Source organism: Dechloromonas sp. ZS-1, assembly GCF_039649255.1.
In the GTDB taxonomy this organism is placed as follows: domain Bacteria; phylum Pseudomonadota; class Gammaproteobacteria; order Burkholderiales; family Rhodocyclaceae; genus Azonexus.
Genome location: NZ_JBDIYD010000009.1, coordinates 14,060 through 36,828 on the forward strand (window position 1 = coordinate 14,060; position 22,769 = coordinate 36,828).

Here is a 22,769-nt window from a genome sequence, read left to right on the forward strand (position 1 = left end):
GGAGGACTCCGGGTCGTTCAGTCACGGATGGGGGGCTCGGCGCGCACGACACCATCGATCAGATTGCAGGTGTAGAGCGCGCTTTCATCGAGGTAGCCGGCGGGCAGATAGGTCTGGATGCCATGTTGCCAGCGGGTCAGCCGCAGGGCTTCCTGATGCTGGATTTCGAGGGCCTGCGGCAGGTCGACCGTCGTGAAGCACAGGTTGTCGCCGGCGCGGCATTGGGCCAGGCGCGGCAGGTCGGCACGGATGACGGTGGCGATCTTGGGGTAGCCGCCCACGGTCTGGCAATCTGCCAGCAGCAGGATGGGGAGACCGTTGCCCGGCACCTGCAGGGTGCCCGGGGTCACGGCATCGGAGACGATGTCGGCGTGGGCCGGGCTGCGGTGGGCCAGGGCCGGGCCGTCGAGACGCATGCCCATGCGGTCGCTGTCGCGGGTGACGCAATAGGTGGCGGCAAGGAAGCGCGCCAGTTCGCCGTCGGCAAAATGATCGACCTGTGGGCCGGGAATCAGCCGGATCGGGCCGTTGTGGTGTTCCCAGGGTTCGGCGCGGTATTCGCGATATTCGTTACGGGCCAGTCGGTGGCAGGGCAAGGCGTCGCCGGCGGCCAGCAGACGGCCATCGATGCCCCCGATGCCGGCGCGCTGATAGGTGGCGCGGCTGCCGAGTTGCGGGATCAGGTCGATGCCGCCGCTGATCGCCAGATAGGCCGTACCGCCGCTGACGGCACCGCACTTGAGGATGTCGCCGGTCTCCAGTGTGGCGCTGTGCCAGGCCGGCAGTTCCTGGGTGCTGCCGCCGTGGCGCAGGATGCTGGCGCTGACCGCACCGCTCAGGGCGACACGGACCGGGCCCTGGCGTACCTTCAGACCGGGACCAAGACCGCGGATTTCAATGGCTGCCGCCGCATCCGGATTGCCGATCAGCGCATTGGCGCAGGCCGCGAAAATGGGGTCGAGAAAGCCGGAGACGGCCACGCCCATGTGGCGATAACCGTAGCGGCCGGCATCCTGAATGGCATTGCCGAGACCACCGTCGATCACATCCAGCCAGCCGTTCATGCTGAACCTCCGTGCAGAAAGTGCTGGCGATGCAGTTCGCCACTGCTTAGTGCCTGTTCGATTTCGGCGTATTCCCGACGGTCGACCGCCTGCCAATGCACAAAATCACCCGAAGCGAGCAGGGCGGGCGGGTTGTCCTGAGCGACAAACAGGTCGATCGGCGTTTGGCCTAGCAGATTCCAGCCGCCCGGGCTTTGCCACGGATAGACCGCGCACATCTCGCCGGCAATGGCGATGGAGCGGGCCGGCACCGCTTTGCGCGGCGTGCTCAGGCGTGGTGTGTGCAGGCTGGCCGGCAGGCCGCCCATGTACGGAAAACCGGGCATGAAGCCAATCATGTAGACACGGAACGGGGTTTGGCAAAGCGTCTGGATGACATCGGCTTCGGTGGTGCCATGGCGCTCGGCGACCACGCTCAGGTCCGGTGCAAATTCGGCGTCAAAGCAGGCCGGCAGCAGCCAGTGGCGTCCGCCCAGGGGGCTGGCTTCGGCATTCCCGGCCAGGGCGAGCAGACGCTCGCCGAGCAGCAGCGGGTCCGTGCCCGGGCGGTAATGCACGGTCAGGGAGCGGAAGGTCGGTACGGTGTCGACGATGCCGGCAAAGAGCGGATCATGGCGACGTGCCTCGTCGACCAAGGCATCCAGGGCCATCACCCGGCCATGGATGGCCGGGTCGATGTGCCGGGCAAACTCGACGGTCCACGCGCTGTCGCCGAGCGGCAGCAGGCGTGGGGTGTCGGACAGCGGGGTGGTCATGATGCTGCTCAGCCCGCCATCTGTTGCGGCAGCCAGGTAATGAAACCCGGGAAGAAATAGAGCAGCAGGACGGCCGCCACCATGAGCAGGAACATCGGGAAGGCATGTTTCGCGAGGTAGGTGATTTCCTTCTTCGTCATGCCTTGCAGCACAAAGAGATTGAAGCCGACCGGCGGGGTCACCTGCGCCATTTCGACCACGAGCACCACGAAAATGCCGAACCAGACCAGATCGAAACCGGCGGCTTCAACGGTCGGCAGGAGGACGCCCATGGTCAGCACGACGATCGAAATGCCGTCGAGGAAGCAGCCCAGGACAATGAAAAACAGCATCAACGCGATGATCAGCATGAGCGGCGACAGGCCCAAGCTGGAAATCCACTCTGCCAGATGGCGCGGCAGGCCGAGGTAGCCCATCGAGAGGGTCAGGAAAGCCGCACCCGCCAGAATCAGCGCGATCATGCAGTAGAGGCGGGTCGCGCCGAGCAGGCTTTCGCGGAAATTCTTCCAGCTCAGTTCACCCTGCACCGCAGCAATAATCATCGAGCCGACAACGCCCAGTGCAGCCGCTTCGGTGGCTGTAGCCAGGCCGGTGTAGATCGAGCCGAGCACGGCGGCGATCAGCGAGACCACCGGAATCAGGTGGCGCGATTCGTAGAGCTTCTGGAAGAAGGTGAATTTCTGTTCGGCCGGCGGAATCTGATCCGGGTGCAGCAGCGCCCAGACGATGGTGTAGCCCATGAACAGGCCGGCCAGCAGCAAGCCGGGGATGACGCCGGCGATGAACAGCTGGGCAATCGAGACATTGGCCGTCACGCCATAGACGATCATGATGATCGACGGCGGGATGAGCAGGCCGAGCGTGCCGGCGCCGGCCAGGGTGCCGATGGCAATGTGTTCCGGATAGCCGCGGCGCTTGAGTTCCGGCAGGGTCATCTTGCCGATCGTGGCGCAGGTGGCGGCGGAGGAGCCGGAGACGGCGGCGAAGATCGTGCAGCCGATGATGTTGGTGTGCAGCAGGCGGCCCGGCAGACGTTCCAGCCAGGGGGCGAGGCCCTTGAACATGTCTTCGGAGAGCTTGGTGCGGAACAGGATTTCGCCCATCCAGACGAAGAGCGGCAGGGCGGTCAGCGTCCAGGAGGAGGCAGAACTCCAGATGGTGATCGACATGGCATCGCCAACCGGGCGGCTGGTGAACAATTCCATCCCGATCCAGGCGACGCCGGTCAGCGCGAGGCCGATCCAGACGCCGGAACCGAGGATGACGAAGAGGGTGACGATGAGCAGCAGGGTAATGGTCAGGTCCATGGCGGTTCCCCTTTATTCGATACGGGCCGGTTCGCCATCGGGCGAAGCGTCGCGCAGGGTTTGTCCGGCCAGCAGCAGGACCAGATCATTCAGGAAGGCCAGGGCGAACAGGCTGGTGCCGACCGCCATGCCAATCTGAGGAATCCACAACGGCGTGGCATCGAGGCCGGTGGAGATGTCGAAGAATTCACGGCTTTGCAGCACGAGGCGAATCGAGAACCAGGCCAGCGCGCTGGAGAGTCCCAGGGCAACGAGGTGGCAGAAGATGTCCAGGATGTGCTGGGCGCGGGCCGGCAGCTGATTGAAGATCAGCGTCACACGGATGTGCTCGCCACGGCGCAGGGTCGGCGCCAGCGCGAGGAAACCGGCCGCCGCCATGCAATAGCCGGCATAGGCATCCGAGCCCGGCAGGTCGAGCGCCGGAATGAGCCGGCCAAAAATGCTGGACAGGACGGCGAGCAGGGTCGCGATCATGAACAGGCCAGCCAGATAGGCGGCCAGCGTGAATAGGGTATCCATCAGCTTGCGCATGGAGCCTCTCCGAAAAAAGGGCCTTTCCGGGGAAAGGCCCTGGTGGTGCGGTTGGGGAACGCGGGCGGTGCGTTACTTGCGGTAGGCGTCGAGCATGGCCTGGCCATCGGGGCCGGCTTGCTTGACCCAGTCAGCGATCATTTGCTCGCCGACTTTCTTCAGGTCAGCCTTCAGCTGCGGTGAGCCCTTCTCGATCTTCATGCCGTTCTTGGCCAGTTGCTCGAGATACCAGGTGTTCTTTTCCTGGCTGATCTTGTTGCCGCGGGATTCGGCTTCGGCCGCCGCTTTCAGCAGCGCGTCCTGGGTCGGCTTGTCGAGGCCGTCAAAGGCCTTCTTGGAAACGATGACCAGGTTCTTCGGCAGCCAGGCGCTGACGTCGTAGTAATACTTCACCTGCTCCCAGACCTTGCTGTCATAGCCGGTGGCGCCGGAGGTCATGAAGGTGTTGACGGTGCCGGTGGCCAGCGCCTGGGTCAGTTCAGCAGCTTGAACCGTCACCGGCTGGGCGCCGACCAATTGGGCGATACGGCTGGTGTTCGGGTTGTAGGCACGCCATTTGGCACCCTTCAGATCCGCTGCCGAGTTGATCGGCTTGGTGCTGAAAATCCCTTGCGGCGGCCAGGGCACGGCGTACAGCACTTTCAGGCCCTGCTTGGCGAGATGGGCTTCGGTGGCGGCCTTGGTGGCCTTCCAGAGCTTCTCGGATTCAGCATAGCTGGTGGCGAGGAAGGGGATGGAATCAACGCCGAAAACCGGATTTTCGTTCGAATAACCGGAGATGATGATTTCACCGATCTGCGCCTGACCACCCTGAACGGCACGCTTGATCTCGTTGGCCTTGAAGAGGGCCCCGCCATCGTGAATGGTCAGCACGAGTTTGCCACCGGTGGCCTTTTCAACATCCTTGGCAAAAAGCTGGATGTTGGCGGTGTGGAAATTGGAGGTCGGGTAGCCGGTCGGCATGTCCCACTTCTGCTGGGCAAGCGCGGCGGCGGACGAGAACATCAGGGTACTGCTGAGGCCAAGGGCGGCAAAGGTTTTCAGCATGGACTTCTCCTCGTTATTGTCTGGAATGGACGCCACATCATGCACCGGGCCGGCTCGGAAGGGGGAGTTTTTCGAGCCGGCCCGATGGTGTGTGCACGAACATGGCGATGTAACGTTAAGAAAACGTCGATAAAAAGTCAACATAACATTCGCTATAATCCGTATCAAATTCCAGGAGAAAAGCACATGTCCCGTCGCACGAAGAACGCCCCCGAGCTTGAAGCAACTGCTGTTCCGCCGGTTGGTCAGCGCATCGTTTCGTCCTCGCATCTGGTCTCGGACAAGTCACCGGAACTCTCGGAATTCGAGTTCGGGATGATCATTGCCGCTCATGCCTTCAACCGCTGGCTGATCCGTTGCATGGGCGCGGCCGGGGTCAAGGACATGGCACCGGTGGATGTCCTGATCCTGCATCACATCAATCACCGCCGGACCGAAAAGCGCCTGGCTGACATCTGTTTTGTCCTCAATATCGAAGACACCCACGTGGTCAGTTATTCGGTCAAGAAACTCTCAGGCATGGGCTTGCTGAGCAGCACCAAGCGCGGTAAGGAAGTCTTTTTTGCCACAACCGAGGAAGGGGCAGCCCTCTGTCAGCGTTACCGCGATGTGCGCGAAGCCTGCCTGATGCCCGGCTTTTCCGGTCAGGAAGAAGAAAATGCGCGCCTGGGGGATCTGGCCCGCGTGTTGCGCCAACTTTCCGGCCGCTACGATCAGGCCGCACGTGCGGCAACGGCGTATTGAGCGCCATGCTGGTGGTTGCGTATCCGGCGGAGCCGGATCGCGAGTCCCTGCAGTACCAGTGTGCACTGGGCAGAAGCGATCGCAAGGGCGGGCAGGCGCAGGCTTGAGTCGGGTTCAACACAATCGGCATCAACAAAAAGCCCCCGGAAAACGGGGGCTTTTTGTTGGTTATCGCGGCACTGGCCTGGGGCGGATAAGGCGACTGGTGCAGATGCCCGTTCGTGCCGTACCTCAGTCCTGTTGCAGCGGGCGGAAGGCGTCGAGTTGGGCGATCAGTTGATGCGCCGCTTCATTGAGCTCCGGCAGGAGCAGGTCGGCGGTGCTGGCCATGCCGTTATTGCTCAGTTCAATGACTTCGTTGGCGAGGTCATGAAAGCGCTCGTCGGCGGCGAGCAGGGCCTGGTAAACGGCGTCGCCGGCATGGCGCTCACGTAGTCGGCCCAATTGCAGGCTGAGCAGGCAGCTGCGATGTTCGGACAAAGGCATGTCGACATAGTCCCCGCCGGCAAAGGCATTCAGGAACTGGCGGCGCCACTGGTTATGCGAACGGATGGCGGCATCGATGTCGATACGCTTCATCTGGTTTGAATCTCCGGGTTGGCGGGCCGACAGCCGGCCCGTTTCACAGTGCGAATTATGCCGCAGCCGCAGCATCCGGCAAGGCACTCGCTCGCAATTTACCCGGGAATTTCCTCGGTTTTTGCCATTTTTCCCCGGTCGACCGCCGGGCAGCCATCAAATCCGGCCGATGCGTGCCTTGCGCCGCCAGCAGGCCGGCATTTGCAGGAGCAGCGGATCCGGTCCGCGCTGGCTGAAAACGCGTCGGGCCAGTGCCTGGCGTTCCTGTTCTTCGCGGTGAATGCCGGCAATCTGGTCAAACCACTTCTGCAGTTGTTTCATGATCAGGCTCCTTCAAGGTGTCAATGGATGAGCAATGGCTGCAGGATAACGAATAACTGTATAAATGTACAGTATTCGATTTTTTTCCCGGCCCGCGTTAGCCTTGCGCCATGAATTCCCGTCCTGATTCCCTTTTGCCGCCTGCTGGTACGCTGGTGACCTACCAGGGTAAAACCCGTGCCGCGACCCGCAACGTGCGGGTTGTGGCCGAGGCCTCGGGCGGTCGCATGATCGTCGAGGCCATCGGTCGGCGCGGTCAGCCGGTTCGGCTCACGGTCAAGCAGGCGAACCTGCTGCCCAAGGTGCCGGATCTTTTTGACGCTTTGAACTGAGACGCCGCAGCCACACGGCGAACACCCTGCCGGAGGCTACCTGGCAGCGGCTGCTGCCCATCCCTTCAATGACCACGCTGACGCCGCTGCCCGGCAACTGCATCGTTTGTCCGGCATCGAGGAAATAGTCGTCGGCATCGCCTGCCAGGGTGATCCAGAGGCGGCCACGGACACACCGCAGGATTTGCCCTTGGGCCTTGCCCAGGCTCAAGGCCTGGCTGTGGGCGAGTTCGAAATCTTGGGGTCGGGTCATGTTGGCGCTCCGGTTTGAATGGTGCTCACAGCATAGGGGCGCGCGAAAAACTGGTACAGTTTCAAAACATTAAAATTGATATCAATACAGTTTTGTTCTGGATGAACTGTATTGGTCGTTCTGAGGCTGAACTGTATGGCTACTCCGATTGGCCCTGAATTGCTGCGCTATGAACGCCTGGCTGCCGAACTGGCCAGCCTGATCGAACGGGGGGTGCTGGCACCGGGTGATCGGCTGCCTTCGGTACGGCGGCTGGCCAGCGAGAAGCGGCTTTCCATGTCGACTGTCGTGCAGGCACTACGTCGCCTGGAAGACGCGGGCAAGGTCGAGGCGCGTCCGCAGTCTGGCTATTACGTTCGCCTGCGTGGCCCGCAGCGGGCGGTGCCCCAACTGCGGAACACGCCCGAGGAGGCGATGCCGGTGGCCATTTCGCAGCGTCTGGAGCGGGTCCTGCAGGCGGCGCGCCAACCTGGCATGGCGCCGCTGGTGGCCGCCTGGCCGGCGCCCGAATTGTTGCCGATCGCTGCGCTGAACCGTTTGTACGCCAAGGTGGTGCGCACGCATCCGACCCTGCTGCAAAGCGGTAGCCACCATTCGCCGGGGGAAACGGCGCTCCTGCACCAGCTTGTCCGGCGTTCGCTGGCTTGGGGCGGGCCTTTGCCGACAGAAGAGTTGCTGGTCACCAATTCGTGTACGGAGGCGCTCGGCCTGTGTCTGCGTGCGGTGACGCAGCCCGGCGATACCGTGGCCGTGGAGTCGCCAGCCTATTACCTGATGCTGCAGTTGCTCGAATCGCTGGGGCTCAAGGCGCTGGAGATTCCCTGCGATGCCCGGCACGGAATGTCGCTCGAAGCCCTCGATCTGGCCTCCCGCCAAGGCAAGGTGGCCGCCTGCCTGCTCGTGCCGAATGTCAGTAACCCACTGGGCAGCACGATGCCGGACGAGAAAAAGCGCGCCCTGGTGGCGTTGACCGCCGCCCGCGGCATCGCCGTGATCGAGGACGATATCTATGGCGACCTGCATTTTGGCGATACCCGCCCATGGCCTTTGAAAGCCTTTGATACCACGGGCAATGTCATGCTCTGTGGGTCGTTCTCGAAATCGCTGTCGCCGGCGCTGCGTCTGGGGTTCGTGGCGGCCGGGCGTTACCGGCAAGCCGTGTCGTTGCAGAAAACGATTTGCAGCGGTGCCTCGAATCCGGTGACCCAGATGGTGGTCGCCGAATATCTGGATTCCGGTGCCTACGAGCGCCACCTGCGCAGCCTGCGTCGGCACTATGAAACTCAGGTGGCTGCCATGCGCGATGCGGTGGCCCGCCACTTTCCGGCCGAAACCCGGATTTCCCAGCCGCATGGGGCATTCGTGCTCTGGCTGGAATTGCCGGAGGCGGTGAATACCAGCGCGCTTTACGAACGCGCCGTACGCGAGGGGGTGCCTTTCGTGCCCGGCGAACTGTTCTCGGCCAGCGGCCTGTATCGTAATTGCCTGCGCCTGAATTGCGGCAACCCGCATACGCCGGAAATCGAAGACGCGGTACGGCGTCTGGGGCATCTGATTACGCACCCCTGACGGATCAATTTTGCCCCGTGAAAACTACGGTATCATTCGCCCTTTGCCGGCATTGACCGGAACCCTTCCTGGAGCCGCCCCACAGGTCGGTTTCAGTGCTTCCAAAGGATCTTTCCTCTCATGTTTGACGCAGTCCGCAACAACAAGAAAGTCGTCCAGGTTTTCCTGGGGCTGATCACGTTGCCCTTCGCCTTCTTTGGCGTCGAATCCTACATGCGCAGCAATGGCGCCGGGGATGACGTGGCCAAGGTGGGTGAATACAAGGTCACCCAGCAGCAGTTTCAGCAAGCCATCCGCGAACAGCAGGATCGGCTGCGTGCCCAGATGGCGGGCCAGTTCGACCCGAAATTGCTGGATACGCCGGAAGCGCGGAAGAGCATCCTGAATGACCTGATCACCCAGCGCCTGCTCATGCAGGAAGCCAGCAAGCAGCGTGTGTTTGCCAGCGATGACGTCGTGCGTCGCACGATCAACGGGATCGAAGCCTTCAAGGTCGATGGCAAGTTCAGCCAGGAGCGCTACACGCAGATGCTGGCAGCTCAGGGGATGTCCCCGGAAGGTTTTGAGGCCCAGCTGCGCCAGGACCTGACCCTGCAGCAACTGGCGACCGCCGTTGCCCAGTCCGGCATCGTGGCGCGGACGGTGAGCGACAAGGTGATCGGCCTGCAGACCGAAAAGCGCGAGGTACAGGAATATCGCGTGCTGCTGGATGCCTACCTCGACAAGGTCAAACTGGCCGACGGCGCCGCGCAGAAGTTCTACGACGAAAACGGCAAGCAATTTGCCACGCCGGAGCAGGCCAAGGCCGAGTACGTCGTGCTCTCGATGGATGCCCTGAGCGCCCAGCTCAGTGTCAGCGATGCCGAGATCAAGGCCTGGTACGACGGTCACAAGGACAAATTCCAGCAGCCCGAAGAGCGCCGTGCCAGCCATATCCTGATCGCCAGCGACAAGCTCGGCAAGGACAAGGCGAAGGCCAAGGCCGAGGAAATTCTGCAGGATCTCCGCAAGACGCCGTCTGCCTTTGCCGATCTCGCCAAGAAGCACTCCAGTGATCCGGGTTCCGCCGGCAAGGGCGGCGATCTGGGTTTCTTCGGTCGCGGTGCGATGGTGAAGCCGTTTGAAGACGCTGCCTTCAGCCTGAAGGAAGGCGAGGTCTCCGGTGTGGTGGAATCCGATTTCGGTTTCCACATCATCAAGGTGACCGGCATCCACGCCGCGAAGGAAAAGCCGCTTTCCGAAGTGCGCGCGCAGATCGAAGCCGAGGTCAAGGCCGGCAGCGCCGCCCGCAAATTTGCCGAAGCCGCCGAAGCCTTCACCAATCTGGTCTACGAGCAATCCGACAGCCTCAAGCCCGCTGCCGAGAAATTCAAGCTCACCGTCAAGCAGAGTGACTGGCTGTCCCGTCAGGCCAATCCGGCCGCCGGGCCGCTCGGTAACGAAAAGCTGCTGGCCACCCTGTTTGCCGAAGACAGCGTGAAGAGCAAGCGCAATACCGAAGCGGTCGAAGTGGCGCCGAACACGCTGGTGGCCGCACGCATCGTCGAGTACAAGCCGGCTGCACAGGTACCGTTCGAGCAGGTCAAGGCCAGCATCGAGAGCATGCTGAAGCGCAAGGAGGCCCAGGTGCTCGCCAGCAAGGATGGCGAAGCCCGTCTGGAAGCCCTGAAGAAGGGCGAAGACAAGTTGGCTTGGGGGGCCGCCAAGCCGATCTCCCGCATGGATGCCCGCATGGTGCCGCCGCCGGCCGTGTCGCCGATTTTCCGTATCGATGCTGCCAAGTTGCCGGCCTACACCGGCGTTGAGCTGCCGGGCACAGGCTATGCCCTGTTCAAGCTGGTCAAGGTCAGTGCCGGCGAGCAACTGGATGATGCCCGCCGTCAGGGCCTGCAGCGCCAGATCGGCCAGATTGCGACGCAGGAAGAGGTGGAAGCCTACATCGCCGCCTTGCGTGCGCGTTACAAGGTCGAGATCAACCAGGCCGCGCTGGAAAGCAAGGAACGTTGATTCGCGGCGTGCGCGTGTCAATTGCAAAAGGGGCCGTCAGGCCCCTTTTTATTTTTCAGGTGCCGGGATCTCGGTTGCGGCTTGCGCTGAATCAACTCCTTGGACTGGGCTCGCGTTAGGATTTCAATGGCGCTGGCCTGTTCTGTCAGCTTTTACAAACCGAGGACAATAAGGATAAAACCATGTACGCAGACAAGATCATCGTCTCTGTGACCGGACCCGATCACTCCGGCAAAGGCCATGTGGTGGCCGCCATCGCGCACCAGCTTGAAAAACTGGGCTGTGAGGTGCTGGTGCAAGGGGCGGAAACGCACAACGCATCCAAGCTTGCCAAGACGGACGAAGCGCTGGCTGAACGTCTGAAGGGCGTTGGGGTGGTGCTGACCGAAATGCGTACCTGAACACCTGCTGCATACGTTGTGAAAAAGGGGCCGATCGGCCCCTTTTTGCTTGCTGCGTGCGGCTGACGGTCAACCGCACGGCAGGCCCGAAATTCAGCCCTGGCCGCTGGCCTGCAGGGCGCGGGCGATAATATTGCGATTCACGGTCGGGCGCGGCACGCGCAGGTCGAACCAGGCCCGTACGTCTTCATCCAGCCCGATGCCGTGCATGAAGTTGTAGAGGGCCTTGTTCAGGCCTCGACCGAGCGTGGCGTGGTCGGTGCCGGTGGGGTCGATGAAGGCCACGTCGTTCTTGCCGAAGCCCTTGAAGGGTTCGGGCTTGAGCGTGATGCCATAGGCCGCCGGGTCCTTGCCGACCGGGGAATGGACCGTGCAGGCAAAGCGGTGGAAAAAGCCGGATTGAATGCAGCCGTTCAGAAAGAGCTGGCGTACATATTCCAGCGCATCGACCGTGTCCTGCGTCGTTTGCGTGGGGAAACCGTACATCAGGTAGGCGTGCACCAGCACGCCGGCGTCGGTGAAGCCGCGCGTGACGCGCGCCACCTGTTCGACCGACACACCTTTTTTCATGAGCTGGAGCAGACGGTCGGAGGCGACTTCCAGGCCGCCGGAGACCGCCACGCAGCCACTGTCGGCCAGTTCAAGGCAGACCTCGGGCGAGAAGGATTTTTCGAAGCGGATATTGCCCCACCAGGAAACGGTCAGGTTACGCCGGCGGATTTCCTCCGCCATGGCACGCAGCGCCTTGGGCGGGGCGGCTTCATCGACGAAGTGAAAGCCGGACTGGCCGGTTTCTTCGATGATGCGTTCCATGCGGTCGACCAGCTGGACAGCACCAATTCCGTCGTAGCGCCCGATGTAGTCGAGATTCACATCGCAGAAGCTGCATTTCTTCCAGTAACAGCCGTGGGCGACGGTGAGCTTGTTCCAGCGCGCATCCGACCACAGGCGATGCATCGGGTTGAGCATGTCGAGCAGCGACAGGTAACGGTCGAGCGGCAGGCCGTCCCAGGTCGGCGTGCCGACCTCGGCAAAGGCGACGTCGGCTTCGCCGTGGTTGAACCAGCGTACGGCGCCGTCGACGCGGGTGAAGGTGCGGACCAGATTGAGGCGCGGGCGTTTGCCGTCCAGATGCTCGATCAGCGCGAGCAGCGGGCGTTCGCCGTCATCGAGCGTGACGTAATCGACGTAATCGAAGAGCCGGGGCTCGGCCAGTTCGCGCAGCTCGGTATTGACCCAGCCACCGCCCAGCACAATGACCACCCGCGGTGCATGAGCCTTGATCGCCTGGGCGATGCGCAAGGCGGCATAGACCGAGCCGGGGAAGGGCGTCGAGAGCAGCAAAATATCCGGCTGGTGACGGTCGACCGCCGCCCGGGCCAGATTTTGCAGAATCTCATCGACCAGCGTGCAAGGGGCGGCCAGGGCTTCGGCCAGCGGCTCGAAGCTGGGCTGGCTCTGGGCCAGCGATTCGGCGTAACGGACAAACTCAAAGCGCGGGTCGACGGCCTCGCGCACGACATCGGACAGATCGTTCAGGTAAAGCGTGGCGTAATGGCGGGCGCGGTCCTGCACGCCGAGCGCACCAAATGCCCAGCCCAGCGGATCGCCGCTGTCATCGTCGGCATAGTTGGCAAAGGCCTGATCGAAGCGTGGCCCTTCCGGCAGGTAGCCGCGGCTGGCAATCCGATAGGCCAGCGAGGGATCGCGACCTTGCAGGAAAGCAATGGCCGGTCCGATGGTGGCGCGGTAGCGGTCGAAATGCGTGACGAAATTGCGCAGCGGGCGTGGCTTTTTCTTGCCCGGCAAGGCGTCGACCGCCGCCCGCACGCGATCCAGTCCCGTATCCGAAAACAGCGTCAGGACGAGCTGCAGCGCCAGGTCTTCCTGAAAGGCGGCAAAACCGCGCTCACGCAGGAAGCCGGTGAGGTAGGCTGTGGACGGATACGGTACGTTCAATTGCGTCATCGGCGGGATGACGCTGAGGAGGCGAGGCTGGGACATGGTGTTGCGGGCCGGGATCAAGCCCGGATTTTAGCCCGTCCCCGGTGTTTTTGCCGGCAGACGGATGAAACAATGAAACAGGCATGAAACTTTATCTCTGCCATATGGTCTTGTTTGCCAGCAGCGCCATCCTGTTGATGGCCATAAAAAAGCAATCAGGGGATGCGCATGTCGAACCGACTGTTGATCATTGATGACGATGCGGGTTGTCGAACCCAATTGGGCGCCTTTTTTGAGGACTCCGGTTGGGAGGTCTGGACGGCGGCCTCCGGTGAGGCGGGGATTACGCGTCTGGATCAGGCCCTGCCCGATGCCCTGATCGTCGACCTCGACATGCCCGGCATGCGGGGAACGGAGGTGATTGCCTGGGTCATGGCCCGGCATCCGCATTTGCCGACGATTGTCGTCTCCGGCACCACGGACATGCGCGACCTGGTCGAAGCCACGCACAAGGGCGCCTGGGATTTCTTCCTGAAACCGGTTGAAAACCCGGCTGCGCTCGAAAAGACCGTGCGCAACTGCTGCAAGCGTGCCCGCCTGCAGCGGGCCAACGATGTTTATCGCCAACATCTTGAAGACATTCTGGCGCGGGATTTCGTCGTGCTGGAAAACGGCATCATCGGCATTGTTTCCATCGACCAGGCGGGCCGGATCAAATGGCGCAATGAAATGGCCATGACGCTCACGGGCTTGCCGCTCTATGCCGGTGAACCGTTTTTGTCCCAGTTTTCCGAAATTGCCGATGACTGGCCCGCTGTGGCAACGCGTCTGGTCGCCGGCGAGAATTTTCGGGCTGAATGTTCATGCCAGAGTGTCAGCGCGGAAGGGGCGATACGGCAAACCCGCCTGCAACTGGCTGGGCAGGCCGTGGTTCAAGGGGGCGAACTGACGGAGAGTGTCTGGATCATCTCGGATGTGAGCGAGCGTTATGCCGCCGAAGCCCAGATGAAGCTCGCCATGCAGCGCCAAGCCGAACTGAGTGCTTTGCGCTCGCGCTTTGTCTCCATGACCTCACACGAATTTCGCAGCCCGCTCACCTTGCTCAAGAGCTCCCTTGAACTGTTGCGGGACTACGGGGCGCGCTTCGACGAGGTGCAGCGTGCCGAACTCTTTGATCGCATGACGCGGGCGATTGGCCGGATGCAGGACATGCTCGATGGCCTGATGCAGTTGGGCAAGACCGAGTTGTTGCGGGAGAAGTTTTCGCCGGTGCGCTGCAATGCGGTGGAATTGATCGGCCAGCAGGCACATCAGGCCGCCATGGCGTTCAATGTGGCTGCGCTGGGGCGGCTGCGCGTGCTGAACGAAACCGAGGACCCCTGGTGCGAGCTGGATGCGGCGGTGATGGAGCATATTCTCGGCAATCTGGTCAGCAATGCCCTCAAATATTCACCGGACGGGGCGCCGGTCTGCATCCGCATCTTCGGAGATGAGGCTACGTTGACGGTGGCCGTCGAGGATCAGGGTATCGGGATTCCGCCGGACGATCTGCCCCTGTTGTTCGGCGATTTCCAGCGGGCGACCAATGTCCGGCATTTGCCGGGGGCTGGCATGGGCTTGGCCATCGTCCGCCAGATGGTCACCCTGCAAGGCGGGAAGGTGGATGTGGACAGCCCCATCAGTGCCGATGGCGGCTGCCGCTTTACGGTGTGTGTGCCCCGTCGGGCCGCACGCGGGAATCCCTTGCCTTAAAGCGCCCTGGCGTTTTGCGCCGACAGGCTCTTCAGGATCGCCATGACCTCATCAAGCCGCCGGGTGGCGGCCTGGTGTTCCTTGAGCAGGGCTTCCAGCGCTTCGCGGTGCTCGGCAATCACGGCCAGAATACTGGCCTCCTGCGACTCTTTCAGCCCGCAGCCGACAAATACGCTGGATAGCTGGTCCTGAAGCGTATCCACGCTCTCACCCAAGGTGCGTTCGCTGATCTGCTGCGAGCGTGAAATCTCCGCCAGGGCCGATTCGGCAATTCCGATCGCCGAGCCCAGGCCGTCAGCCTGGCTGCGCTTCAGATTTTCCAGCGACAGGGTTTTGTTGCGCGCATCGGCAATCTCGGCCAGCAGCGCCAGATGGTCGCGCAGACGCCCACACAGCGCAGGATCATCGCGAGGCATGTCGTGCACGACCACGGTCACCGAGTCGTAATTGAAAACGGCGCGACGCTGAAACTCGAAAATGCGCTCCAGTTTTCGCAAATGCAGCAGGATGGAGTGATCGAGCGGGATATCCTTGCCGCGCTGGCTGAGTGTGTGGGCCTCGTGGCCGCTGTGAATCATCACGGTGGCATCCAGGCCCATGCCTTGCAAGGCATGGCGAATCAACTGGCAGAGCGCTGCCGGTTGCTGGCACGTCAGGGCTTGGCGCATGAATTCCAGTACGTTGCCGAGTTCGGCTGCCCATTGCATGGCGGTGAACGCGGTGCTTTGCGCTTCGCTGGCCTGGGTACGAAGGGCTCGGGTTTCTTCGATGATGCGTGCTGCCGTGCCCACCTTGTGCAGCAGCTCGGCCACATCGAAAGGTTTGACGATGAAATCTTCCGCACCGGCCTCAAAGGCTTCCAGGCGGGCTTCGATGCTCTCGCTGCCGGAAATGAAGGTGACGGGAATGTAGCGCCAGTCTTCATGCGCTTTCACGGCACGGCAGAATTCGTAGCCATCCATGACCGGCATTCTCACATCGGAAAAAATCAGGTCGGGCGGGTTATCCGCCAGCGCGGCAAGGGCGGCTTGGCCATGCTCGGCTTCCCGTACGGTATGACCTTCGAGTGAAAGGAGCAGCTTCAGGTTGCCGCGTACTTCGGCTTCATCATCAACAAGCAGGATATCCACGCCATTCTCCAGCACACAGGCTTATGACAGGAGAAATCCTAACGGTGCACTGTGACAGGAAGCAAGCGGGATTTTACTTTTTTGACACTTTTAGCGACCGAGCTTCTGGCGCAGGGCGGGTAACGCTTGCTGAGCGGCCCGTTCGCCTTCCAGCATCGCTTCGTTGCGCGCCGTGAAGTCCCACGATTTCACGTAGGGCAAAGCCGGGCGGATGACGATATCGGCTTCCTTCAATTCATTTTTGCTGATCGCGCCGCCCATGATCGTGATGGTCTGCCACATGACTGAGGTCAGGCTGTCGGTCGGCTGTCCTTCCGGTCTGGCTGAAATATCGACGGCAATCACGATGTCTGCGCCCATTTCGCGTGCAGCGCGTACCGGTACCGGGCTGGTCAGGCCGCCGTCGACGTAGTTGCGCCCCTTGATCGGTGTCGGCTGGAACACGCCGGGAACGGCGGCAGAGGCACGCACAGCCATGCCCGTATCTCCTGTGCGGAAGACAATGCGTTCGCCGCTCTGCAGATCCGTGGCAATCGCGGCGAAAGGTTTGTTCAGGCGCTCGATGACGCGGCGGGAGAGGTGCTGATTGATGAATTCCTGCAGGGCTTCGCCTTTCAGGAAGCCGCGTCCGCCCAGCGTCCAGTCTGCGAAAACCTTTTCATCGAGTTGTTGCGCCAGTTTCTGCATCTGGAAGGGGTCGAAGCCACCGGCATACAAGGCGCCCACCACGGCGCCGGCGCTGGTGCCGACCACCATGTCCGGCACGATGCCATGCGATTCGAGCACCTTGATCACGCCAATGTGGGCAAATCCGCGTGCGGCACCGCCCCCTAGCGCCAGCGCAATCCGGGGTTTGGCGGCACTGGTCGTGAGCGGTGTCGGCGCTGCAGGGCGTACCAGTTCGCCCGGCGTGCAGGCGGCAATGAGCAGCGTGGCGCCGGCCAGCAAAAACTGACGGCGTGCGGCAAAAACGGGATTGGACTGAGACACGGGCGTGGGGCGTAACGGCAGAAAAGCGTGCATTCTAGCGCTGCGCCCGAGGCCACTGCGTAACAGTCCGTAGCGGTGCGTGCCAATCTGCCCGGTAAGTTGAGCGCCGTCGACAAGGCAACGGGCCATGACAGGATGGCCCGTTGGCGCTCCCCGGCTAAACCGGGGGCAAGCTGGCGATGCCAGCGATGAATTTACTGCGGGTTACCCGGTGCGCCGGCCCCGGGACCCCCTGCACCAGGACCACCGGCACCAGGACCGCGTTTGCTACCCTGACGCGGACCACGCATGCCCTGGGCGTCAAAGGTTGCTTTCTGCTCCGGCGTCAGTTGAGCGTAGAACTCCTTCATGGCTGCCACGTGCTTGCCCATGGCTTCCTGCTGTTGCTTCTGGACGGCCAGCATTTTTTCGGCGCGTTCCGGGGCGGGCAGCTTGGCAAATTCGGCCGGGTCAGGGCGTTGACCGCCGGCCTGGGCCGGATGCGAGCTCTGGAACAGTTCCCAGGCTTTTTCCTGTTGCGGTGTCAGCTTCAGGGCATCGTGCAGGCGTTGCTGATGCTGCTTCATGCGGTCTGCCTGGCGTCCTTCAGCCTGCGGACGCCCCATCGGGCCACCCATGCAGTCGGCGGGTTGGGCAAAACCCGGTGCAGCGGTCAGTGCGCCCATGGCAAAAAGACTCAGTGCGGCCAGTCGGAATTTGGTGTGCTTCAACATGATGTGCTCCTTTCGGCGGGTCATCTGCGGCGAGTGCCGCGCTGGAGACCATTAGACTGCAGAGATGTAAGCGAGGTATGTGCGCTGGGCATTGAGTTGTTGCAAGGTGTTTCTGACGGCAATTGAAAATAAATTTGTCATTTTGGTTATTGTTGGAATAAATGCATAATCCGCTATGCCCAATCCATGCAGGGTTGTCATTGCATGATGGCTTCGGCAACGACACGACGCACAATGCCTATCTCGAGCTGAAGGGACGTAGTGCTCGTTCATGAGGCATCGCGGCTTGGTTGGGGGGAGCGCGTCATCATGCGCTGGCGTACCAAAGGCCAAGCATGTGGGGCAGATACGATTGATGAGGGGACTCAATGGCTCGTGGTTCGACCAACGCATGGCGCGATGCGCGCCTGTTGAAGCTGTACGGTGTGATGGGGACCTTGCTCGTCTTGCTGTGGGGGGGCATTTTTCTCGATGTGGAGCGAGCCCGGGGGGAGTTGCTGTCCAGAAATCATGATGATTTGAAAAATCTGGCCCTGGCGTTTGCCATGCAGATCGAGTCATCCGTGAAAACAATCGATGTCACCCTCATTGACCTTCGCGATCAATGGGAAGGGGATGGCGAGCGCTTCGCCAAAGCAGTCCGGCAGCGTCAGGAATACCTCAAGCGCGAACTGGCATTTCAGGTGGCCGTGATCGACGCCAGCGGCACGCTGGCCTTTTCGAGCCTTGAGCAGCCGGCCAAACCCCTGGATCTCAGCGACCGCGAACACTTCAAGGTACATCGGCAGCGTAGCGTGGATGAACTCTTCATCAGCAAGCCGCTGCTCGGGCGTGTTTCCAACCGCTGGTCCATCCAGTTCACCCGACCGATCTATGACTCGCACGGCACGTTCTCCGGGGTGGTGGTCCTGTCGGTATCCCCCGAATATTTCAGTCGTTTTTACCGATCCATCCAGCTTTCTGGCGACAGCATCATCAGTGTGGTGCGGCAGGAGGGGGAAATTCTCTCTCGTTATCCCAATCCCGAGAGTGCCTTGGGTAAAAGTCTGACCGATGCCCCGTATTTGTCAGCCCTGTCGCCCGATTCGGGTGTTTTTGAGCGTCAGTCCCAGGTGGATGGTTTCAACCGGATGTACGCCTGGCGAAAAATCGAGAGCCATAACCTGGTTGTGGTCGTAGGGCATGCGGTGTGGGAAATGATGCGTCCTTACCAGGATCAGCGTTCCCGTGCCATGCTCGCCGGGGGCGGGATATCAGCACTGCTCTTGTTGGTTGGCTACCTGAGTTTCCGTTCGAACAAGCAGCGATTGGCCGAAGAGGTCTTGCTGGCAGAGAACGAGGAGCGCTGGCGCCTGGCCCTTGAGGCCGCCGGTGATGGGGTTTGGGATTGGGATATGGCGCACAACCGTGTGCTCTTTTCCCGAGGCTGGAAAACGATGCTTGGCTACAGTGAAGCCGAAATCGGGAGCGAACTGGATGAGTGGAAGAAACGGGTGCATCCAGATGATATGAGCTCTGTGCTGGATGATCTGGAGCGTCATTTCGCCGGGGAGGCCCCCTTTTATACCAATGAGCATCGTGTTCTGAGCAAGGACGGTAGCTGGAAATGGATTCTTGACCGTGGGATGGTCATTGAACGTGATGCCGATGGCCGGCCGCTGCGCATGGTGGGTACGCATACCGACATCTCGGCCCGCAAGCAGATGGAGGATATGCTGACGAAACTGGCCACCACCGATGGTCTGACCGGGCTGGATAACCGGCGATGTTTCCTGGAAAAACTGGACAGCGAGATGGTGCGGGTGAAACGTTACGCTCATTCACAGGCTTCAGTGCTCATGGCGGACATTGACTTCTTCAAGCGGGTCAATGACACCCATGGCCATGCGGCGGGCGATGCTGCCTTGTTGCACGTGGCTAAACTTCTCCGTGGTGCCGTGCGTCAATCCGATACGGTGGGCCGTTTGGGCGGCGAAGAGTTCGCTGTGCTTCTGCCTGAAACCAGTATGGGGAATGCGGAGCAGTTTGCCCAACGTGTGTGCGCCATGCTGCGTGAGACGCCGGTTCAGTTTGGCGAGATAGTGATCCCGCTCACGATCAGTATCGGCGTGACCACGATTGCCGAAGTCGACCAAGGGCCGGAGCAAATTTTGAATCGGGCGGATCTGGCCTTGTATGAGGCAAAGCGGCGCGGGCGCGACCGGGTGGTGTCGAACCATGATGCGGTTCAACCATCGAGCAACACTGCAGATTTCAGCATCTAGGACTGGACAGCCCTTCCGTCTTCGGCCTGGCATGCCGCCGGGGCATGCGCGGCTGTCCTCGTGCCCCGAACTGCACTACTGATCGCTGGATTAGTAAAACACCCGGTTCAGATCCAGGCTGGCGCGTTGGCCGATGTCCTGGCGGTGTGCGCTGAGCCAGCGCCGGGCATGCTGGCTACCGAGATCGCGCAGCGTTTCGAAGAAAGGCAGATTAACCGCGAGTTTGCTTTCAGCCGGAAACTCGCTGAGCACGTGATCGCCGGCAATGGCGTGGAAGCGCAGGCGGGCGATGCGGCGTTCGAATTTGCCGAAGGGCAGCCAGTCCGGCAAGCGCGGCGTGCCGATCTGTTCGCGCATGTGGGCGAACATGCGCATTTCGCGCAGGAAGGTGGCGTTGAAGGCGAGTTCGCGCAGGCGCTGGCGGATGTCGGTCGCGGAATAGGGCGTTTCGTTGTAATGCAGGGGTGTCAGCAGGACCAGCAGGATATCGGGTGACGGGCAGTGATGGAGCAGCGGAAAGACCGCCGGATTGGCGCTGTAGCCGCCATCCCAGTAGGGCTCGCCATCGATGGTCACGGTGTGGTGGATGGTCGGCAGGCAGGCGGAGGCGAGGAAGCTGTCGGCGCTCAACTCCGGATTGCGGAAGATGCGGACCTTGCCGGAGTTGGCATGGGTGGCGGCAATGAACAACTGGATCGGGCACTCGCGGCGCAGGCGCTCGAAATCGAACTGGGCATGCAGGACATCACGCAGGGGGTTCAGATCGAGCGGGTTGAGTTGTTCGGGCGACAGGTGGTCGCTCCATTGCAACATCATTTTCATGGCCGGGGCCATGCTGCCCTGCAAGGCCTTGGGCAGTGAAAAGGGGGCGGATTGCGCGGCGACGGCCTGCCAGAAATCGGCCAGGGCGCGGCGTGCACCGTCGCGCCCGCCCTGCATCCAGCCGTGCGCCAGACAGAGGGCATTCATCGCCCCCGCGCTGGTGCCGCTCACCCCTTCAATCGGAAAGTCGCTTTCGCCGAGCAGGGCGTCAAGGACGCCCCAGGTAAAGGCACCATGTGCGCCCCCACCTTGTAATGCCAGATTGAGGGGGGCGCGCATGCAGGGCTCCTTTTAAACGTCGGCTTCGACCAGGCCGCCGTCTTTTTCCATCCAGGCGCGGCGTCCGGCGGCTTCGCCCTTGCCCATGAGCAGGGTGAAGGTCGTGTGCATCTCCCGGATGGTCTCCCGACCGGCCTGGAACGGTACGAGGCGGCGGGTGTCCGGGCAGAGCGTGGTTTCCCAGAGCTGGTCCGGGTTCATCTCGCCCAGACCTTTGAATCGGGAGACGGTGATGCGGCTTTCGTTGATGCCTTCCTCGCGCAGCTTGTGCAGGGTTTGCTGCTTTTCGGCTTCGTCCAGGCAATAGACCTTGCGCGTGTGACCCTTGGCTTCGACATCGACGCGGAAGAGCGGCGGCTGGGCGACATGGACATGGCCTTTTTCGACCAGCGCCGGGAAGTGTTTGAGGAAGAGGGTGAAGAGCAACACCTGGATGTGCGAGCCATCCACGTCCGCATCGGACATCACGATGATGCGGCCATAACGCAGGCCGGAGAGGTCGACCGTGTCCATCTGGTCGATGCCGTGCGGGTCGACGCCGACGGCGACGGAAATGTCATGCACTTCGTTATTCTTGAACAACTGGTCGCGCTCGACCTCCCAGGTGTTGAGCACCTTGCCGCGCAGCGGCAGAACGGCCTGGGTTTCCTTGTCGCGGCCCTGCTTGGCGGAGCCGCCGGCAGAGTCGCCCTCGACGAGGAAAATCTCGTTGCGGGCAATGTCGTCGGATTCGCAATCGGTCAGCTTGCCGGGCAGGGTGGCGATGCCGGAGGACTTCTTCTTTTCGACCTTCTGGGTCGACTTGAGGCGGTTCTGCGCGGCCTTGACGGCGAGCTCGGCGATTTTCTTGCCGAAATCGGCATGGCTGTTCAGCCACAGCTCGAACGGGTCGCGCACCATCTGCGAGACCAGCTTGTAGGCATCGCGGCTGGTCAGTTTTTCCTTGGTCTGGCCCTGGAACTGCGGATCGAGCACCTTGGCCGAGAGCAGGTAGGTCATCTTGCCGCAGACGTCTTCCTGCGCCAGCTTGACCTTGGCGGGCAGGATGGCGTGGTGCTCGGCAAAGGCTTTCACGGCCTCGAAGACGCCGGCTTTCAAGCCGGCTTCATGGGTGCCGCCGTCCAGCGTCGGGATCAGGTTGACATAGCTTTCCGGCTTGCCGCCGCCTTCCTCGAACCAGGCCAGCGCCCAGGTGGCGCCTTCACCGACGGCAAAACCGTTTTCTGTCTCGACATATTTTTCACCCACGAAAATTGGCGCCACGGGCTGGCCGACCATCATTTCGCTCAGATAATCGGCCATGCCGTTCTGGTAGCACCAGGTTTTCTTGTCCTGGCCTTCAATCTCCAGTTCAACGGTGACATTGGGCATGAGCACAGCCTTGGAACGCAGCAGGTGCTCCAACTGACCGAGATTGACCTTGGGCGAATCGAAATACTTGGGATCCGGCGAAATGCGCACCGTGGTGCCGGTCGTGCGCGGGCCGACATCGCCGATACGGGCCAGCGGCTCGACCACGAAGCCATCGGCAAAAGCAATTTTATGCACGCCGCCGCCGCGCTTGATCTCGACTTCCAGCCGGGTCGACAAGGCGTTGGTCACCGAGACACCGACGCCATGCAAACCGCCCGAGAAGCGGTAGGCGTTGCCCGATTCCTTCTTGTTGAACTTGCCGCCCGCGTGCAGCTTGCAGAAGACCAGTTCGACGGCCGGCTTGCCTTCTTCCGGATGGATCTCGACGGGAATGCCACGCCCGTTATCCGAGACTTCAATGAGGCCATCCGCCTGGATGCGCACCGCGATCTTCTTGGCAAAACCGGCCAGCGCCTCGTCTGCCGCGTTGTCGATGACCTCCTGCACGATATGGGTCGGGCAGGTGGTCCGGGTGTACATCCCGGGGCGTTCCTTGACGGGTTCGAGGTCCTTGAGGACGCGGATGGATGAAGCGGAATAGTCGGACATGTG

General features: G+C 61.7%; 21 protein-coding genes. 7 read left to right on the forward strand and 14 right to left on the reverse strand.

From position 1 onward, the window contains the following. Window positions 1-17: 17 nt before the first annotated feature. From AACO21_RS11915 to AACO21_RS11935, 5 genes are all read right to left on the reverse strand, one after another. Window positions 18-1,064 carry a biotin-dependent carboxyltransferase family protein gene (locus AACO21_RS11915; protein WP_346192741.1) on the reverse strand — a complete coding sequence of 349 codons (1,047 nt, stop codon included), beginning with the start codon at window positions 1,062-1,064 and terminating at the stop codon, window positions 18-20. Next, the gene (gene pxpB, locus AACO21_RS11920; RefSeq protein ID WP_346192742.1) at window positions 1,061-1,819 is read right to left on the reverse strand and encodes a 5-oxoprolinase subunit PxpB; all 759 of its coding nucleotides are present in this window, start codon (window positions 1,817-1,819) and stop codon (window positions 1,061-1,063) included. Before pxpB ends, AACO21_RS11915 begins: the two co-directional genes overlap by 4 nt. A gap of 8 nt (window positions 1,820-1,827) precedes the next feature. After that, a complete protein-coding gene (locus AACO21_RS11925; RefSeq protein ID WP_346192743.1) occupies window positions 1,828-3,126 on the reverse strand; it encodes a TRAP transporter large permease subunit in 1,299 nt (432 codons plus the stop codon). A 12-nt stretch (window positions 3,127-3,138) separates the two neighbouring features. Next, window positions 3,139-3,657, reverse strand: coding sequence for a TRAP transporter small permease (locus tag AACO21_RS11930; protein WP_346192744.1), 519 nt, complete (start codon window positions 3,655-3,657; stop codon window positions 3,139-3,141). A 72-nt stretch (window positions 3,658-3,729) separates the two neighbouring features. Next, window positions 3,730-4,704 (reverse strand): TRAP transporter substrate-binding protein, encoded by a 975-nt coding sequence (locus tag AACO21_RS11935; protein WP_346192745.1) that lies wholly within the window; start codon window positions 4,702-4,704, stop codon window positions 3,730-3,732. A 186-nt stretch (window positions 4,705-4,890) separates the two neighbouring features. Between AACO21_RS11935 and AACO21_RS11940 the strand changes: the two genes are divergently transcribed. Continuing rightward, on the forward strand, window positions 4,891-5,448 hold the full coding sequence (locus tag AACO21_RS11940; RefSeq protein ID WP_346192746.1) for a winged helix DNA-binding protein: 558 nt from the start codon (window positions 4,891-4,893) through the stop codon (window positions 5,446-5,448). 231 nt (window positions 5,449-5,679) lie between these two features. On the opposite strand, the gene AACO21_RS11945 is transcribed toward AACO21_RS11940, so the two are convergent. Together AACO21_RS11945 and AACO21_RS11950 are read right to left on the reverse strand one after the other, a co-directional pair. Then, window positions 5,680-6,027 carry a hypothetical protein gene (locus AACO21_RS11945; protein WP_346192747.1) on the reverse strand — a complete coding sequence of 116 codons (348 nt, stop codon included), beginning with the start codon at window positions 6,025-6,027 and terminating at the stop codon, window positions 5,680-5,682. 156 nt (window positions 6,028-6,183) lie between these two features. Continuing rightward, the gene (locus tag AACO21_RS11950) at window positions 6,184-6,348 is read right to left on the reverse strand and encodes a hypothetical protein (RefSeq protein WP_346192748.1); all 165 of its coding nucleotides are present in this window, start codon (window positions 6,346-6,348) and stop codon (window positions 6,184-6,186) included. A gap of 110 nt (window positions 6,349-6,458) precedes the next feature. On the opposite strand from AACO21_RS11950, the gene AACO21_RS11955 reads away from it, so the two are divergent. After that, entirely contained in the window at window positions 6,459-6,680 is a 222-nt protein-coding gene (locus AACO21_RS11955; protein WP_346192749.1) for a hypothetical protein, read from the forward strand. Here the strand turns inward: AACO21_RS11955 and AACO21_RS11960 are convergent. After that, complete coding sequence (locus tag AACO21_RS11960; RefSeq protein WP_346192750.1) at window positions 6,625-6,933, reverse strand: DUF2917 domain-containing protein; 309 nt, start codon at window positions 6,931-6,933, stop codon at window positions 6,625-6,627. The two genes, AACO21_RS11955 and AACO21_RS11960, sit on opposite strands and share 56 nt — an antisense overlap. A gap of 135 nt (window positions 6,934-7,068) precedes the next feature. On the opposite strand from AACO21_RS11960, the gene AACO21_RS11965 reads away from it, so the two are divergent. From AACO21_RS11965 to AACO21_RS11975, 3 genes are all read left to right on the forward strand, one after another. After that, the gene (locus tag AACO21_RS11965; RefSeq protein WP_346192751.1) at window positions 7,069-8,502 is read left to right on the forward strand and encodes a PLP-dependent aminotransferase family protein; all 1,434 of its coding nucleotides are present in this window, start codon (window positions 7,069-7,071) and stop codon (window positions 8,500-8,502) included. 120 nt (window positions 8,503-8,622) lie between these two features. Then, window positions 8,623-10,509 (forward strand): SurA N-terminal domain-containing protein, encoded by a 1,887-nt coding sequence (locus tag AACO21_RS11970; RefSeq protein ID WP_346192752.1) that lies wholly within the window; start codon window positions 8,623-8,625, stop codon window positions 10,507-10,509. Window positions 10,510-10,691: 182 nt separating this feature from the next. Next, on the forward strand, window positions 10,692-10,910 hold the full coding sequence (locus AACO21_RS11975; protein WP_346192753.1) for a hypothetical protein: 219 nt from the start codon (window positions 10,692-10,694) through the stop codon (window positions 10,908-10,910). A 93-nt stretch (window positions 10,911-11,003) separates the two neighbouring features. Here the strand turns inward: AACO21_RS11975 and AACO21_RS11980 are convergent, their stop codons facing one another. Continuing rightward, on the reverse strand, window positions 11,004-12,914 hold the full coding sequence (locus AACO21_RS11980; protein WP_346192754.1) for a radical SAM protein: 1,911 nt from the start codon (window positions 12,912-12,914) through the stop codon (window positions 11,004-11,006). 168 nt (window positions 12,915-13,082) lie between these two features. Here AACO21_RS11980 and AACO21_RS11985 point away from each other — a divergent pair, with 168 nt between their 5' ends. After that, a complete protein-coding gene (locus AACO21_RS11985) occupies window positions 13,083-14,606 on the forward strand; it encodes a hybrid sensor histidine kinase/response regulator (protein ID WP_346192755.1) in 1,524 nt (507 codons plus the stop codon). Here the strand turns inward: AACO21_RS11985 and AACO21_RS11990 are convergent. The 3 genes from AACO21_RS11990 to AACO21_RS12000 form a co-directional block, all read right to left on the reverse strand. Continuing rightward, window positions 14,603-15,736: a response regulator gene (locus tag AACO21_RS11990; RefSeq protein WP_346192756.1), complete on the reverse strand. Its 1,134-nt coding sequence runs from the start codon at window positions 15,734-15,736 to the stop codon at window positions 14,603-14,605. The genes AACO21_RS11985 and AACO21_RS11990 overlap by 4 nt on opposite strands. A gap of 90 nt (window positions 15,737-15,826) precedes the next feature. Beyond that, window positions 15,827-16,759 (reverse strand): patatin-like phospholipase family protein, encoded by a 933-nt coding sequence (locus tag AACO21_RS11995; RefSeq protein ID WP_346192757.1) that lies wholly within the window; start codon window positions 16,757-16,759, stop codon window positions 15,827-15,829. A gap of 161 nt (window positions 16,760-16,920) precedes the next feature. Then, window positions 16,921-17,439, reverse strand: coding sequence for a Spy/CpxP family protein refolding chaperone (locus AACO21_RS12000; RefSeq protein ID WP_346192758.1), 519 nt, complete (start codon window positions 17,437-17,439; stop codon window positions 16,921-16,923). 368 nt (window positions 17,440-17,807) lie between these two features. On the opposite strand from AACO21_RS12000, the gene AACO21_RS12005 reads away from it, so the two are divergent. Next, window positions 17,808-19,703, forward strand: a complete 1,896-nt coding sequence (locus AACO21_RS12005; RefSeq protein WP_346192759.1) for a diguanylate cyclase — start codon at window positions 17,808-17,810, stop codon at window positions 19,701-19,703. A gap of 90 nt (window positions 19,704-19,793) precedes the next feature. On the opposite strand, the gene AACO21_RS12010 is transcribed toward AACO21_RS12005, so the two are convergent. Together AACO21_RS12010 and parE are read right to left on the reverse strand one after the other, a co-directional pair. After that, window positions 19,794-20,804, reverse strand: a complete 1,011-nt coding sequence (locus AACO21_RS12010) for a patatin-like phospholipase family protein (protein ID WP_346192760.1) — start codon at window positions 20,802-20,804, stop codon at window positions 19,794-19,796. 12 nt (window positions 20,805-20,816) lie between these two features. Then, window positions 20,817-22,766, reverse strand: coding sequence for a DNA topoisomerase IV subunit B (gene parE, locus AACO21_RS12015; RefSeq protein WP_346192761.1), 1,950 nt, complete (start codon window positions 22,764-22,766; stop codon window positions 20,817-20,819). Window positions 22,767-22,769: the final 3 nt, after the last annotated feature.